Annotated in this window: 15 protein-coding genes; all 15 read right to left on the reverse strand. The window is 60.7% G+C overall.

Features of this window, described 5'->3' with window-relative positions; all coding sequences use genetic code 11:
* Window positions 1-230: 230 nt before the first annotated feature.
* On the reverse strand, window positions 231-626 hold the full coding sequence (locus BLS87_RS32625; RefSeq protein WP_074759331.1) for a DUF2802 domain-containing protein: 396 nt from the start codon (window positions 624-626) through the stop codon (window positions 231-233).
* Window positions 627-1,106 (reverse strand): chemotaxis protein CheW, encoded by a 480-nt coding sequence (locus tag BLS87_RS32630; RefSeq protein ID WP_074759332.1) that lies wholly within the window; start codon window positions 1,104-1,106, stop codon window positions 627-629.
* Between the two features lie 72 nt (window positions 1,107-1,178).
* Entirely contained in the window at window positions 1,179-2,126 is a 948-nt protein-coding gene (locus BLS87_RS32635) for a CheW domain-containing protein (RefSeq protein ID WP_074759333.1), read from the reverse strand.
* Between the two features lie 114 nt (window positions 2,127-2,240).
* Window positions 2,241-3,029 (reverse strand): ParA family protein, encoded by a 789-nt coding sequence (locus BLS87_RS32640; protein WP_074759334.1) that lies wholly within the window; start codon window positions 3,027-3,029, stop codon window positions 2,241-2,243.
* A gap of 39 nt (window positions 3,030-3,068) precedes the next feature.
* The gene (motD, locus tag BLS87_RS32645; protein WP_074759335.1) at window positions 3,069-3,950 is read right to left on the reverse strand and encodes a flagellar motor protein MotD; all 882 of its coding nucleotides are present in this window, start codon (window positions 3,948-3,950) and stop codon (window positions 3,069-3,071) included.
* 7 nt (window positions 3,951-3,957) lie between these two features.
* On the reverse strand, window positions 3,958-4,698 hold the full coding sequence (locus tag BLS87_RS32650) for a flagellar motor protein (RefSeq protein ID WP_074759336.1): 741 nt from the start codon (window positions 4,696-4,698) through the stop codon (window positions 3,958-3,960).
* The gene (locus BLS87_RS32655) at window positions 4,698-5,870 is read right to left on the reverse strand and encodes a protein-glutamate methylesterase/protein-glutamine glutaminase (protein WP_074759337.1); all 1,173 of its coding nucleotides are present in this window, start codon (window positions 5,868-5,870) and stop codon (window positions 4,698-4,700) included. Before BLS87_RS32655 ends, BLS87_RS32650 begins: the two co-directional genes overlap by 1 nt.
* A gap of 198 nt (window positions 5,871-6,068) precedes the next feature.
* Entirely contained in the window at window positions 6,069-8,357 is a 2,289-nt protein-coding gene (locus BLS87_RS32660; RefSeq protein ID WP_074759338.1) for a chemotaxis protein CheA, read from the reverse strand.
* Window positions 8,358-8,487: 130 nt separating this feature from the next.
* Window positions 8,488-9,276 (reverse strand): protein phosphatase CheZ, encoded by a 789-nt coding sequence (locus BLS87_RS32665; RefSeq protein ID WP_074759339.1) that lies wholly within the window; start codon window positions 9,274-9,276, stop codon window positions 8,488-8,490.
* Between the two features lie 19 nt (window positions 9,277-9,295).
* The gene (locus tag BLS87_RS32670; RefSeq protein ID WP_175500148.1) at window positions 9,296-9,670 is read right to left on the reverse strand and encodes a chemotaxis response regulator CheY; all 375 of its coding nucleotides are present in this window, start codon (window positions 9,668-9,670) and stop codon (window positions 9,296-9,298) included.
* 267 nt (window positions 9,671-9,937) lie between these two features.
* The gene (gene fliA / locus BLS87_RS32675; protein ID WP_074759340.1) at window positions 9,938-10,678 is read right to left on the reverse strand and encodes an RNA polymerase sigma factor FliA; all 741 of its coding nucleotides are present in this window, start codon (window positions 10,676-10,678) and stop codon (window positions 9,938-9,940) included.
* Window positions 10,675-11,508: a flagellar synthesis regulator FleN gene (gene fleN / locus BLS87_RS32680; RefSeq protein WP_062385964.1), complete on the reverse strand. Its 834-nt coding sequence runs from the start codon at window positions 11,506-11,508 to the stop codon at window positions 10,675-10,677. The genes fliA and fleN overlap by 4 nt, the downstream gene beginning before the upstream one ends.
* Window positions 11,509-11,627: 119 nt before the next feature.
* Window positions 11,628-12,986, reverse strand: coding sequence for a flagellar biosynthesis GTPase FlhF (gene flhF / locus BLS87_RS32685; RefSeq protein ID WP_074759341.1), 1,359 nt, complete (start codon window positions 12,984-12,986; stop codon window positions 11,628-11,630).
* A gap of 11 nt (window positions 12,987-12,997) precedes the next feature.
* Window positions 12,998-15,127: a flagellar biosynthesis protein FlhA gene (gene flhA, locus BLS87_RS32690; protein ID WP_074759342.1), complete on the reverse strand. Its 2,130-nt coding sequence runs from the start codon at window positions 15,125-15,127 to the stop codon at window positions 12,998-13,000.
* Window positions 15,128-15,379: 252 nt separating this feature from the next.
* A partial coding sequence (locus tag BLS87_RS32695; RefSeq protein ID WP_143024435.1) for an IS3 family transposase occupies window positions 15,380-15,499 on the reverse strand: 120 nt, incomplete at its 5' end.

The raw sequence follows: 15,499 nt of genomic DNA on the forward strand, positions 1-15,499 counted from the left end.
GGTGTGTCTGATCCACCGCTTTCGCGGCCGTCGTAACCTCCGACTGCTCCTACACGATCGGGGCGAAGCCTGGATAGGCGCTCGCTTCTGATCGTGTTGCGAGAAATGTCAGGCGCCGCAGAACGCGACGTGGGTGCAGGCCGAACGCAGGCGATGCGCAGTGGCATCCGTTACCGAAGAAACGGATATACACACCGTGCCCAACAACGGCAGAACCAACAACCCCGCTATCAATTATTCCCGTGCAACTTGCTCATCAACTGCGCCTCGGCCTGGGTCAGGCCGCAGGACTGGGTGAGTTCGTCGACGCTGGCGCCCATGCTGACCAGGCGTGCGGCCTGGGCAAACGACAGGGTGGAAGGGTCGCGCTGTTCGAGCGCGGTGATCTTGTCCGGCAGCGGCGCGACGATGGAGCGCAGTTCGTGCAGATCCTCGCCCATCTTCACCGTACCGCCCTGGTAGTTCTCCAGGCGACGGGCCAGTTCGCGGATGCGCTGATCACGCAGCGAGTCGGCTTCGACCTGCTGCGTGGCCAGTGTACGTAGACGTTTGGTGTGGGCCATGAACATCGCAACCGTCGCGACCCACAACACCGCCAGAAAAATGACCGCAACCTCAAGAATCAATCAGATGTTCTCCAGCTCGGACCACTCTTCCTCGGACATCATTTTGTCCAGCTCCACGAGGATCAGCAGCTCGCCGTTCTTGTTGCAGACGCCCTGGATGAATTTCGCGGATTCGTCGTTGCCCACGTTCGGCGCGGTTTCGACTTCCGACTGACGCAGGTAAACCACTTCAGCGACGCTGTCGACCAGGATCCCGACCACTTGCTTATCGGCCTCGATGATCACAATACGCGTGTTGTCGCTGACTTCAACCGGCGACAGGCCGAAGCGCTGGCGGGTGTCGATCACGGTGACCACATTGCCACGCAGGTTGATGATGCCCAGCACGTAGCTTGGCGCACCCGGCACTGGCGCGATCTCGGTGTAGCGCAGCACTTCCTGAACCTGCATCACGTTGATGCCGTACGTTTCGTTGTCCAGGCGGAAGGTGACCCACTGCAGAATCGGATCTTCGGAACCCTGTGCTGACGACTTCTTCATACCCCTAACCCCTTGCGTATTGTGCTGTGCGGCCGACGCGTTCAGCACCGGCCTGTGTTTATTTGATGGTGTTTATTTACGCGCCTGCATCTGCTTGACCGCACCGCTGGCAATCAGCTCGGCCAATTCGGAAACGTCAAGCAACGCACACATGTGTTCGATCACGGTCCCGGCGAGCCACGGACGTTGACCGCGATGGGTGCGCCATTTGATTTCTTTCGGGTCCAGGCGCAGCGAACGGCTGACCTGATGCACCGCCAGTCCCCACTCGTAGCCCTGAACCGAGATGACGTACTGCAAACCCTGACGGAAGTCATCGCGGTAGCGGTCCGGCATGATCCAGCGCGCGGTGTCCAGCACTTTCAGGTTGCCGGCCTGACTCGGCAGGATGCCGAGGAACCAGTCCGGTTGCCCGAACAGCGGCGTCAGGTCATGCCCAGCCAAGGGATAGATCGAACCGAGACACACCAGCGGCACCGCCAGGGTCAGCCCGGCGACATCGAACAGCAGGCATTCGAACGGCTCGTCTGCCCAGGCCGGACGCTCATCGGACGTCGGCGGCGGCGTTGGCGTGCGTTGCGCCGGCAAGTGCACCTCGGCCACGGGCTCGACCAGCGCCACTGTCGGTTCCGCAGCAGCCGGTTCGACGACGGCAGGAGCGACAACGGGCGGCGCGATCACCGGCGGCAAAATAACCGGCGCTTTCAATAATGTGGTCGTCACGGGTTCAGCAAGCGGTCTGGCCACCGGTGCTGTCTCGCGAGCCGGCTCAGGCCTGGCGTCAGGCGTAAACGCCAGCGACACCGGCGCAGGTCGGCTGACCGGCACGGCCGCCGCAACGGCTTCGGCAACGGCCGAGCGCATGCGTGCATCATGGGCCTGCTCTTCGAGCACGGCCGCTTGAAACTCATCAATGCTTTCGACGACTTCCAGTTCTTCGGTGGCGTCCTGAAGCAACGCGTCGAGGTAGTTCTGCAGCGCCAGTTGCGGTCGTGATGCGATGTCCAGAGGGCGGTTCATACGGGAGCCCGAAAATAAGTGATGCGATTACCGCCTATACCCGATATCGGCTGAACAACGGGCCGACTTGAGCGCGCAGGCGCGTTGCCCGGGATAAAACGATCAGCGGACATGTCAGGCCACCTGTCCCACAAGCTGTTCGGTGAGCATGTGCTTGAGCAGCGCCCGATACGCCAGCACACCCCGGCTCTTGCTGTCGAACTGCGACGGCGTGACGCCCGCACGGCTGGCATCGCGCAAGCGCGTGTCCACCGGAATAAAGGCGTTCCACACATGTTCAGGGAAGCTGTCGCGCAGCAACTTCAAGGTGCCCATCGACGCCTGCGTGCGGCGGTCGAACAGCGTCGGCACGATGGTGTACGGCAGCGGAACCTTGCGCGAACGGTTGATCATCGCCAGCGTGTTGACCATGCGCTCCAGGCCCTTGACCGCCAGGAACTCGGTCTGCACCGGAATCGCCAGTTGCTGGCTGGCCGCCAGCGCGTTGACCATCAACACGCCCAGCAACGGCGGGCTGTCGATGATGGCGTAATCGAAATCCTGCCACAGTTGCGCAAGGCTCCTGGCAATCACCAGGCCCAGCCCGCTCTGACCCGGCGACTGGCGCTCAAGGGTGGCGAGCGCGGTGCTGGAAGGCAGCAGGGAAATACGTTTGTCACTGGTGGGCAACAACAGCTGACCGGGCAAGCCATCGGGCACGGCGCCTTTATTCAGGAACAGGTCGAAGCAACTGTGTTCCAGCGCGTCAGGGTTGTGGCCGAAATAACTGGTCATCGAGCCGTGAGGGTCCAGGTCGACCACGACCACGCGTTTGCCCGCCTCGGCCAGCAACCCGGCTAAAGCGATTGAGGTGGTGGTCTTGCCGACCCCGCCTTTCTGATTGGCTACTGCCCAGACTCTCATGTGTTCGTTTTCCCCCCGGACCCAAACGGTGACCGAGAATTAAGGGGCAGATGACGAAGATTTGACGCCTTGCGACGGCTTGGCTGGGACAGGTGCAGTTTGTGTGCCAGCACGGCGCAGTGCAGCATCCGGTTTCGCATTGGCCGCGGTGCCAGAGCCTGTCAGGCTGCGGCGCACGTCCAGGTTACGAGAAATCACCAGCACCACACGGCGGTTGCGCGCACGGCCATCAGCGGTGGCGTTGGACGTCAGCGGCTGGAACTCACCGTAACCGACCGACGCCAGGCGCGCCGGATTGATCCCGTCCATGGCCAGCATGCGCACGATGCTCGACGAACGTGCCGAGGACAATTCCCAGTTGCTCGGGAACTGAGCCGTATTGATCGGCTGGTCATCGGTGAAGCCTTCGACGTGAATCGGGTTGTCGAACGGCTTGATGATTTTCGCCACTTTGTCGATCAGGTCGAACGCCAGGTTGCTGGGCATGGCATCGCCGCTGCCGAACAGCAGGCTGGAGTTGAGCTCGATCTCGATCCACAGCTCGTTGCCGCGCACGGTCATCTGCTTGGAGGCGATCAGATCGCCGAACGCGGCAATCACGTCATCGGCGATGGATTTCAACGGGTCCTGTGCGCCCTGCCCCAAGGCGGCGTCGGTCTGCTCGCTGTCTTGAACCAGGGGATCGGCTGGCCGAACGGTCTGCGGTTTCTGCTCGCCGATCGGGATCGGCTTCACGCTGCGCTCGGCTTCATTGAACACGCCGACCAGCGCTTCGGACAGCACCTTGTACTTGCCTTCGTTGAGCGACGAGATGGAGTACATGACCACAAAAAACGCGAACAGCAGCGTGATGAAGTCGGCGTAGGACACCAGCCAGCGTTCGTGGTTTTCGTGCTCTTCGTGGCGACGTCGACGGGCCATCAGTCCATCACTCCATGAAGCCTTGCAGCTTCAACTCGATCGAACGCGGGTTCTCGCCTTCGGCAATGGACAGCAGGCCTTCGAGGAGCATTTCACGGTAACGCGACTGACGAATGGCAACGGCTTTGAGCTTGTTGGCCACCGGCAGCAGGATCAGGTTGGCCGAGGCCACGCCGTAGATGGTTGCCACGAACGCAACGGCAATGCCACTGCCCAACTGGTTCGGGTCAGCAAGGTTGCCCATCACGTGGATCAGGCCCATGACCGCACCGATGATGCCCACGGTCGGCGCGTAGCCACCCATGCTTTCAAACACTTTGGCCGCCTGAATGTCGCGGCTTTCCTGGGTCATGAAGTCCACTTCCAGGATGCTGCGAATGGCTTCCGGCTCGGCACCGTCGACCAGCAATTGCAGACCTTTGCGCGAGTACGCATCGGGCTCGCCATCGGCCACGGATTCAAGGCCCAGCAGGCCTTCCTTACGCGCCGTCAGGCTCCACGACACGACACGGTCGATGCCGCCGGCCAGGTCGATGCGCGGCGGGAACAGAATCCAGACGAAGATCTGAATCGCGCGTTTGAAGGCGCTCATCGGCGTCTGCAACAGGCAGGCTGCGAGGGTGCCGCCCAGCACGATCAGCGCAGCGGGCCCGTTGAGCAAGGCACCCAGGTGGCCGCCTTCCAGAAAGTTGCCGCCGATGATGGCGACGAACGCCAGAATGATCCCGATAAGCGTCAAAACATCCATTACAGACACGCCTCGACCAAGTGACGCCCGATATCGTCCAGGCTGTAAACGGCGTCCGCGAGATCGGCTTTGACGATGGCCATCGGCATGCCGTAGATCACGCAGCTGGCTTCGTCCTGCGCCCAGATATGACTGCCGCCCTGCTTGAGCAGACGCGCGCCTTCGCGACCATCGGCGCCCATGCCGGTCAGCACCACCGCGAGCACTTTGTCGCCGTAGGACTTGGCCGCTGAACCAAAGGTGATGTCGACGCACGGTTTGTAATTGAGGCGCTCATCACCCGGCAGGATTTTCACCGCACCACGGCCGTCGACCATCATCTGCTTGCCGCCAGGCGCCAGCAGCGCCAGCCCCGGACGCAGGATGTCGCCGTCTTCGGCTTCCTTGACGCTGATGCGGCACAGCTTGTCGAGGCGCTCGGCGAAGGCCTTGGTGAACGCCGCAGGCATGTGTTGAATCAGCACGATCGGAGCCGGAAAATTGGCGGGCAGCTGAGTCAGCACGCGCTGCAGCGCAACCGGGCCACCCGTCGAGGTGCCGATGGCGACCAGCTTGTAGGCCTTGCGCTTGGGCGCCGGCGAGTGGTGCGTGGCAGGCGCCGACGCATGATGAGCGGGGGCAGCGTGACTGGACGTCCCGGCCAGAGGACGAGCCGGTGCAGTACGCGCCGTCCCTGCCGTCGGGGCCGGACTGCGCAATGCGCCCGGGGCTGGCGCAGGGGCCGGGGCAGCAGGCGCGGCAACGGCTGCCGCACCAAAACCGGTGGAGCGACGGTTGCTGCGAGAAATGCTGTGCACCTTCTCGCACAGCATCTGCTTGACCTTGTCGGGGTTACGGGAGATGTCTTCGAAGTTCTTCGGCAGGAAATCCACCGCACCCGCATCCAGCGCATCCAGGGTGACCCGGGCGCCTTCGTGCGTCAGCGAGGAGAACATCAGAACCGGCGTCGGACAGCGCTGCATGATGTGGCGAACGGCAGTAATGCCGTCCATCATCGGCATTTCGTAGTCCATGGTGATCACATCGGGCTTGAGGGCCAGGGCCTGCTCGATCGCTTCCTTGCCGTTGGTGGCGGTGCCGACCACTTGAATCGTTGTGTCAGAGGAAAGAATTTCCGAGACGCGCCGGCGAAAAAAGCCGGAGTCGTCTACCACCAGAACCTTGACTGCCATAAACACTCCATTGGACAAAACCGGCCAGTTGCACAGCCCGCTTCGTCAACATCTGCCCCACCGGAATTACCACGGTGGATAAAAAACCTGTGGGAGCGAATTCATTCGCGACTGGCCGGCTCAAACGACACAGCCACGTCGCCTGAGACATCTTTCGCGAATGAATTCGCTCCCACACAGTTCATCGCATCGCCGAGCTCAAATACGCCGTGCGGCGTAACGCTTGAGCATGCTCGGTACGTCGAGGATCAGGGCGATGCGGCCGTCACCGGTGATGGTGGCGCCCGACATGCCTGGCGTACCTTGCAACATCTTGCCCAGCGGTTTGATGACCACTTCTTCCTGCCCCACGAGCTGATCGACGACGAAGCCGATGCGCTGAGTGCCGACCGAGAGAATCACCACGTGGCCTTCGCGTTGTTCTTCATGCGCGGCCGAGCTCACCAGCCAGCGCTTGAGGTAGAACAGCGGCAGTGCCTTGTCGCGCACGATCACCACTTCCTGGCCATCGACGACGTTGGTGGTCGACAGGTCGAGGTGGAAGATTTCGTTGACGTTGACCAGCGGGAAGGCGAACGCCTGGTTGCCCAGCATCACCATCAGGGTCGGCATGATCGCCAGGGTCAACGGCACTTTGATGACGATCTTCGAACCCTGGCCCTTGGTCGAGTAGATGTTGATCGAGCCGTTGAGCTGGGCAATCTTGGTTTTCACCACGTCCATGCCCACGCCACGGCCCGACACATCGGAAATCTCGGTCTTGGTCGAGAAGCCCGGCGCGAAGATCAGGTTGTAGCAGTCGGAGTCGCTCAGACGGTCCGCCGCATCCTTGTCCATGACCCCACGCTTGACCGCGATTGCGCGCAGTACCGCAGGGTCCATGCCTTTGCCGTCATCGGAAATCGACAGCAGGATGTGGTCGCCTTCCTGTTCCGCCGAGAGCACCACGCGACCGCCCCGGGCCTTGCCCGATGCTTCACGTTCTTCCGGCGATTCGATGCCGTGGTCCACCGCGTTGCGCACCAAGTGCACCAACGGGTCGGCCAGCGCCTCGACCAGGTTCTTGTCCAGGTCGGTTTCTTCACCCACCAGTTCAAGGTTGATTTCTTTCTTCAACTGACGCGCCAGATCGCGAACCAGTCGCGGGAAGCGACCGAACACTTTCTTGATCGGCTGCATGCGGGTTTTCATCACCGCGGTCTGCAGGTCAGCGGTGACCACGTCCAGGTTGGACACGGCCTTGGACATGGCTTCGTCGGAACTGTTGGCGCCCAGGCGCACCAGGCGGTTACGCACCAGCACCAGTTCGCCGACCATGTTCATGATTTCGTCCAGCCGTGCGGTGTCGACGCGCACGGTGGTTTCGGCTTCGGTCGGTGCTTTTTCGGCGACCGGCGCCGGTGCACGTGCTGCCGCAGGTGCAGCTGCAGGCGCCGGAGCAGCCTTGGCAGGTGCAGCAGAAGCAGCAGCCGCCTTGGCTGGCTCGGCCTTCGGTGGTTCCGCTTTAGCAGGCTCGGCTTTCTTGGCTGGCGCAGTGGCGGTGGCCGCAGACGCCGCTACCGCAGGCTCGAACTTGCCCTTGCCGTGCAGTTGATCCAGCAGGTCTTCAAATTCGTTGTCCGTGATTTCATCCGACGCAGCGGCCTTGGCGTCGGCCGCAGCAGCAGGCGCCACTGGAGCAGCAGCAGGAGCAGTACTGGCGTCGGCCGAAAACGAGCCCTTGCCATGCAACTGGTCCAGCAACGCCTCGAATTCGTCATCGGTGATTTCGTCGCTGGCAGGTGGCGCAGCGGGTGCGGCAGCCGCCGCAGGAGCCACGGCGTCGGCCGCAAACTGGCCTTTACCGTGCAACTGATCGAGCAGTGATTCGAATTCAGCGTCGGTGATTTCGTCGCTGGCCGCGTCTGCCGCTGGAGCAGGCGTCGATACCGGAGCGGCAGGCACTGCCGCCGACACCGTAGCACCGGCTGCTTGGGCCTTGACCGCGTTCAGCGAATCCAGCAGTTGTTCGAATTCCTGATCGGTGATGTCGTCGGACGGCGCTTCGGCAACCGCTTCGACCTCAGGAGCCGGTGCGGCCGCGGCTTCCTCAGCCGACGCAGGTTCTGCCAGACGCGACAGCGCGGCAAGCAACTCAGGCGTGGCCGGTGTGATGTCCGACCGTTCGCGGACCTGACCGAACATGCTGTTAACGGTGTCCAGTGCTTCGAGCACGACGTCCATGAGCTCCGCGTCGACCCGGCGCTCACCTTTGCGCAGGATGTCGAACACGTTTTCGGCGATGTGACAGCATTCAACCAGCTCGTTGAGCTGGAGGAAGCCGGCGCCCCCTTTTACAGTGTGAAAACCGCGAAAAATTGCATTGAGCAGGTCCGCATCGTCAGGTCGGCTTTCCAGCTCGACCAACTGCTCAGACAACTGCTCCAGAATCTCGCCGGCCTCTACCAGAAAATCCTGAAGGATTTCTTCATCGGCGCCGAAGCTCATTGGGGGTGCTCCTAAAATTAACCGTCAAACCGATCCAGAGGCTGCATCGAGGGGCGGCGCGCATTACCTTCGTCGAAGCATTCGCGCGCAGCACCACAACCACTTTCACATAGAACCTGGGATCTAGAAGTTAGAAGCCAAGGCTGGATAGCAGATCGTCTACATCATCCTGACCGGATACGACGTCTTCACGTTTATCGGCATGAATCTGCGGACCTTCACCCTTGGAATGAAGTTTTTCTTCTTCTTTTTGCTTACGGAACACTTCCTGATCGTGCTCGATCCCGGCAAAGCGGTCGACCTGGCTGGCCATCAGCACCAGCTTGAGCAAATTGCTCTCCACTTCCGTCACCAACTGCGTGACGCGCTTGATCACCTGACCGGTCAGGTCCTGATAATCCTGAGCCAGCAGAATGTCGTTCAAGTGGCTGGCGACCTCGTGGGTTTCCTTCTCGCTGCGCGTCAGAAAACCATCGACGCGGCGGGCCAGGTCACGAAACTCTTCAGCGCCGATCTCGCGACGCATGAAACGCCCCCAGTCGGCACTCAACGCCTTGGCGTCGGCACTGAGGCCGTTCATCAAAGGCGTGCTTTGCTCCACCAGATCCATGGTGCGGTTGGCCGCACCTTCCGTGAGCCTGACGACATACGACAGGCGCTCGGTGGCATCGGTGATCTGGGACACTTCTTCGGCTTGCGGCATGTGCGGGTCAATCTGGAAATTGACGATCGCACTGTGCAGTTCACGCGTGAGCTTGCCAACTTCCTGATACAGGCCGCGATCCCGGGTCTGATTAAGCTCATGGATAAGTTGCACGGCGTCGCCGAACTTGCCTTTTTCAAGGCTGGCGACAAGTTCCTGTGCGTGTTTCTTCAGGGTCGACTCGAAGTCACCCATTGTCGAATCTTTGGAATCCATAGCGCCCTCGCAGCGGACATCAGCTATTGACGCGCTCGAATATCTTCTCGATCTTTTCTTTGAGCACTTGTGCAGTGAATGGCTTCACCACGTAGCCGTTCACGCCGGCCTGAGCAGCCTCGATGATCTGCTCGCGCTTGGCTTCGGCAGTCACCATCAACACCGGCAGATGGCGCAGGCGTTCATCGGCACGCACCTGACGCAGCAAGTCGATGCCGGACATGCCAGGCATGTTCCAGTCAGTCACCAGGAAGTCAAAAGCCCCGCTCTGCAGCATCGGCAATGCGGTGGTACCGTCATCTGCTTCGGCCGTGTTGGTGAACCCAAGGTCACGCAACAGGTTTTTTATGATCCGCCGCATCGTTGAGAAGTCATCAACGATGAGGATTTTCATGTTCTTGTCCAATTCGACCTCCAAGCAGTCTTTAACGCGTCCAGCACCTGGACGCGCGTTCAATCAATACCGGCACAACCCAATGACCAGTCTGGCAAAACAATTAAGGGGGTTTGCGAATCGACAACGGACGAGCACAGCGGAACCGGACTCTGAAAGACCTGATCCGACCGGCTCCTGCCTTGTCTCCCTTCTCACCCACACAACGGTTATTGCACAGCCGGCCTTACATGCATCACGCAGACACCACGGCCTGCGTTCGATGAGTCAACGCGCGCGCCACTCGCCCAACCGACCCCGCAACCGCGCAGCGCACTGACTGTGCAGCTGACTGACGCGCGACTCGCTGACCCCCAGGACCTCACCGATTTCCTTGAGGTTCAGCTCTTCGTCGTAGTACAGCGCCAGCACCAGGCGTTCACGCTCGGGCAGGTTGGCAATGGCGTCCGCCAATGCGCTCTGGAAACGCTCGTCTTCCAGATCGCGCGACGGTTCGAGCGACTGGCTCGCGCCGTCCTCGTGCAGCCCTTCATGCTCGCCGTCCTGCAACAGGTCGTCGAAGCTGAACAGGCGACTGCCCAAGGTGTCGTTCAAAATCCCGTAGTAATCGTCGAGACTCAATTGAAGTTCGGCAGCAACCTCGTGATCTTTAGCGTCACGGCCGGTTTTTGCTTCAATTGCACGAATTGCGTCGCTGACCATGCGCGTATTGCGGTGAACCGAGCGCGGTGCCCAGTCACCCTTGCGCACTTCATCGAGCATCGCGCCGCGGATACGGATACCCGCGTACGTCTCGAAACTCGCACCCTTGGTGGAGTCGTACTTGGTCGATACCTCAAGCAGACCGATCATGCCCGCCTGGATCAGGTCTTCGACCTGCACACTCGCCGGCAGACGCGCCAGCAGGTGGTAAGCGATGCGCTTGACCAGAGGGGCATAACGCTCGATCAGCTCATACTGGGAATCTTTGGAAGATTTGCTGTACATGCGATACCCGCTCGGTGTCATGACACTGGCCCTGCGCTGGTCTGATGAACCAGACGTTCAACGAAAAATTCAAGGTGGCCACGCGGGTTCGCCGGCAGTGGCCAGGTATCGACCTTCTGCGCGATGGCCTTGAACGCCAGCGCGCATTTGGAACGTGGAAACGCTTCGTAAACCGCGCGTTGCTTCTGCACAGCCTTGCGCACGCACTCGTCGTAAGGCACGGCGCCCACGTACTGCAGCGCCACGTCGAGGAAGCGGTCGGTCACCTTGGTCAGCTTGGCGAACAGGTTGCGCCCTTCCTGCGGGCTCTGAGCCATGTTGGCCAGCACGCGGAAGCGGTTCATGCCGTAGTCGCGGTTAAGCAGCTTGATCAGCGCGTAGGCGTCAGTGATCGAGGTCGGCTCGTCGCAGACCACCAGCAGGACTTCCTGCGCGGCGCGCACGAAGCTGACCACCGATTCGCCAATCCCGGCAGCGGTGTCGATCACCAGCACATCCAGATTGTCGCCGATATCGCTGAACGCCTGAATCAGGCCTGCGTGTTGCGCGGGCGTCAGGTGAACCATGCTCTGGGTGCCCGACGCCGCAGGCACGATGCGCACGCCGCCGGGGCCCTGCAACAGGACATCGCGCAGCTCGCAGCGCCCTTCGATGACATCGGCAAGGGTGCGTTTCGGGGTCAATCCCAACAATACGTCGACATTGGCCAGACCCAGATCGGCGTCCAGCAACATGACGCGACGTCCCAGCTCGGCCAGGGCCAGCGAGAGGTTCACTGACACGTTGGTCTTGCCTACGCCACCTTTGCCACCGGTCACCGCGATAACCTGAACGGGATGCATGCTGCCCATGTTAATTTTTTACCTTGTCTTGCTTAGACCTAAGCCACATTTCGGGCTGCACGTTCACTGTGTGAACAATGCTTGGCAGACCATCGATGCAGGTATTTTCCAATGTCATTTTCCTTACCCTAGCCCGCGCGCTTGCCGGTGCTGTGATAAAGATCCGCAAACATATCCGCCATCGCTTCCTCGCTAGGCTCCTCCTGCATCTGCACGCTGACAGCCCTGCTCACGAGCTGGTGCCGACGTGGGAGATGCAGATCATCCGGTATCCGTGGACCATCCGTCAGGTAGGCCACGGGCAACTCGTGAGTCACCGCCAGGCTCAGCACTTCGCCGAGACTTGCGGTTTCGTCCAGCTTGGTCAGGATGCACCCGGCCAGGCCGCAACGTTTGTAACTGTGATAGGCCGCTGTCAGCACCTGCTTCTGGCTGGTTGTCGCCAGCACCAGGTAGTTACGCGCCTTGATGCCACGACCTGCCAGACTTTCGAGTTGCAGACGCAGGGCCGGATCGCTCGCCTGCAGGCCGGCAGTGTCGATCAACACCACGCGCTTGCGCAGCAACGGTTCCAGCGCCTGAGCCAGGGACTGCCCCGGATCGACGTGAGTCACCGGCACATTGAGAATACGTCCCAGCGTCTTGAGTTGTTCCTGAGCACCGATCCTGAAGCTGTCCATGCTCACCAGCGCGATGTTTTGCGCGCCGTATTTCAACACATATCGCGCGGCAAGTTTTGCCAGCGTGGTGGTCTTGCCCATACCGGCAGGCCCGACCATGGCAATGACACCGCCCTCTTCCAGCGGCTCGACGTCAGGCGTCGCGATCATGCGCGCCAGATGCGCCAGCAACATGCGCCAGGTGTGGGCCTGATCGCCGCCGTCCGGCACCATCGCCAGCAGGTCGCGGGACAGCGGACCGGACAGGCCGATGCGCTGCAAACGACGCCACAGGTTCGCCTGCTGCGGACGGCTGCCTTGCAACTGATTCCAGGCCAGCGAACCCAGCTGCACTTCCAGCAGTTCGCGCAACCCGTTCAATTCCGAACGCATCGAGTCGTACGCATGCCGGCTGACAGCAGGCTCGGCAGCCGATTGACGCTCTGCGCGTTCGGCACGATCCGCCGCGATGGCAGCATGGATCGACGGGCGAAACGGTTCATCCAGCGTCGGTTCGATCTGCTTGCTGTCGTCCATCGAAACACCGGCGAACAACTGACGGTTGGCGACCGTGTCCAGCTCGCTGCGATGGGTCAGCTCAGCCTGAGCCGTGACGATGCGCGACTGAGTCTTGCGCAGCTCATCTTCGAGCTCGATGTTCGGCACACGCGGCGCCAGCGCGGACAGTTTGTAATCCAGCGCGGCTGTCAGTTCCACGCCGCCGGCGATGCGCCGGTTGCCGATGATGGCGGCTTCGGCGCCCAGCTCATCACGAACCAGTTTCATGGCTTGTCGCATATCGGCGGCGAAAAAACGCTTAACTTGCATGACTCACTACCTCAGCCGTTCGGCCCGACAGTCGCTACGATGGTGACTTGCTTATTGTCAGGAATTTCCTGGTAAGCCAAAACATGCATATTCGGTACTGCCAGGCGTCCAAAGCGAGACAACATGGCGCGAACCGGACCTGCGACCAACAAAATAACCGGCTGACCCTGCATCTCCTGACGCTGCGCCGCTTCGATCAACGAGCGCTGAAGTTTCTCAGCCATGCTCGGTTCGAGCAGAACGCCTTCTTCCTGACCCTGACCCGCCTTCTGCAGACTATTGAGCAATATCTGTTCCAACCTTGGCTCAAGCGTGATAACAGGCAGCTCCGGCTCAATGCCGACAATGCTTTGGACGATTGCGCGGGACAAACCGACGCGCACGGCCGCCACCAATGCGGCGGTATCTTGACTCCGCGCAGCATTGTTGGCGATGGCTTCGGCAATGCTGCGAATATCGCGCACCGGGACCTGCTCGGCCAGCAGCGCCTGCAACACCTTGAGCAGCGCGGACAGCGACAGCACGCCAGGCACCAGCTCCTCGGCCAGCTTTGGCGAGCTCTTGGCCAGCAACGTCATCAATTGCTGGACTTCCTCATGACCAATCAACTCATGAGAGTGTTTGTAGAGGATCTGGTTCAAGTGGGTTGCCACTACAGTGCTGGCATCCACCACGGTGTAGCCCAGCGACTGCGCCTGAGCGCGCTGACTGATTTCAATCCACACCGCTTCCAGCCCAAACGCCGGGTCTTTGGCATTGATGCCGTTCAGGCTGCCAAACACCTGGCCCGGGTTGATCGCGAGCTCACGGTCCGGATAAATCTCGGCTTCAGCCAGCGTCACGCCCATCAGGGTCAAGCGATAGGCACTCGGTGCCAGATCGAGGTTGTCGCGAATGTGAACGGTCGGCATCAGGAAGCCCAGCTCTTGCGAGAGCTTCTTGCGCACGCCCTTGATCCGCGCCAGCAACTGACCACCCTGGTTACGGTCCACCAAGGGAATCAGGCGATAGCCCACTTCCAGGCCGATCATGTCGATCGGGGTCACGTCATCCCAGCCCAGCTCTTTGGACTCCTGCGCACGGCTCGGCGCTGGCAGCAATTCCTGCTGACGCTTGACCTCTTGAATCGCCGCCAGCTTGACCATGTTCTGCTTTTTCCACAGCAGGTACGCACCGCCCGCCGCCACCAGCCCCAGGCTAATGAACGAAAAGTGCGGCATGCCCGGCACCAGGCCCATCACGATCATGATGCCTGCGGAAACGGCCAGCGCCTTGTGCGAGGCGAACATCTGGCGACCGACCAGCTTGCCCATTTCTTCCGAGCCGGATGCACGGGTCACCATGATCGCGGCGGCGGTGGACAGCAGCAGCGATGGCAATTGCGCCACCAAACCGTCACCGATGGTCAGCAAGGCATACACCTTGCCCGCGTCAGCGAAGCTCATGTTGTGCTGGATGATGCCCACCAGCATGCCGCCGATGAGGTTGATGAACAGAATCAGCAGGCCGGCGATGGCGTCACCGCGCACGAACTTGCTGGCACCGTCCATGGAGCCGTAGAACTCGGCCTCCTGGGCGACTTCCAGACGGCGACGCTTGGCTTCGGGTTGATCGATCAGACCGGCGTTGAGGTCAGCGTCGATTGCCATTTGTTTGCCAGGCATCGCATCGAGGGTGAAACGCGCGCTCACCTCGGAGATACGACCGGCACCCTTGGTCACCACGACGAAGTTGATGATCATCAGAATCGAGAAGACCACGATACCGACGACATAGTTACCGCCGATCACCACTTCACCGAAGGCCTGAATCACCTTACCGGCAGCGGCGTGACCGTCCTGACCGTGGAGCATCACGACGCGGGTGGACGCGACGTTGAGCGCCAGGCGCAATAGCGTCGCGATCAGCAGGATGGTCGGGAAGACCGAGAAGTCCAATGGACGCAGGGCGTACACGCAGACCAGCAGTACGACGATCGACAGCGCAATGTTGAACGTGAAGAACACGTCCAGCAGGAACGGCGGCATCGGCAACATCATCATTGCCAGCATGACCAGCAACAGCAACGGAACACCCAACTGGCCACGGCCCAGACCGACCAGTCCAATGCGAGCGTTAGAGATTAACTGAGAGCGATCCACCGATTCTGTACCTGCGCGTTAAATCAAACTTTTGACGCCAGAGGCGTTGTAACGCAGGTATTGCAAAAACCTGTCCAACTCTTGGAATGGGTTGAAAATAGCAAGGTGCCAGTATGGGATTTGTGGGTTGGTTGGCAGATTTTGGTGACTGCCTGATTCTGCCTAACGGCAGAATCGTTCCGCCTTCGGCGGGTTACTTGAAAGGACACCAAGTAACCAAGTGTCTGAACTGACCCCCGAAAGTTGGACAAACTACAGACTCATTATCTGGCTTCGAAATTGTACCGGACTGAGGCCGTTGAGCTTCATGCTGATCCGCTCGTGGTTGTAGTAATGGATGTACTCGTCGAGCCCGGCTTCTAATTGCTCAAC

The sequence above is a fragment of the Pseudomonas abietaniphila genome, assembly GCF_900100795.1.
GTDB classification, from domain to species: domain Bacteria; phylum Pseudomonadota; class Gammaproteobacteria; order Pseudomonadales; family Pseudomonadaceae; genus Aquipseudomonas; species Aquipseudomonas abietaniphila.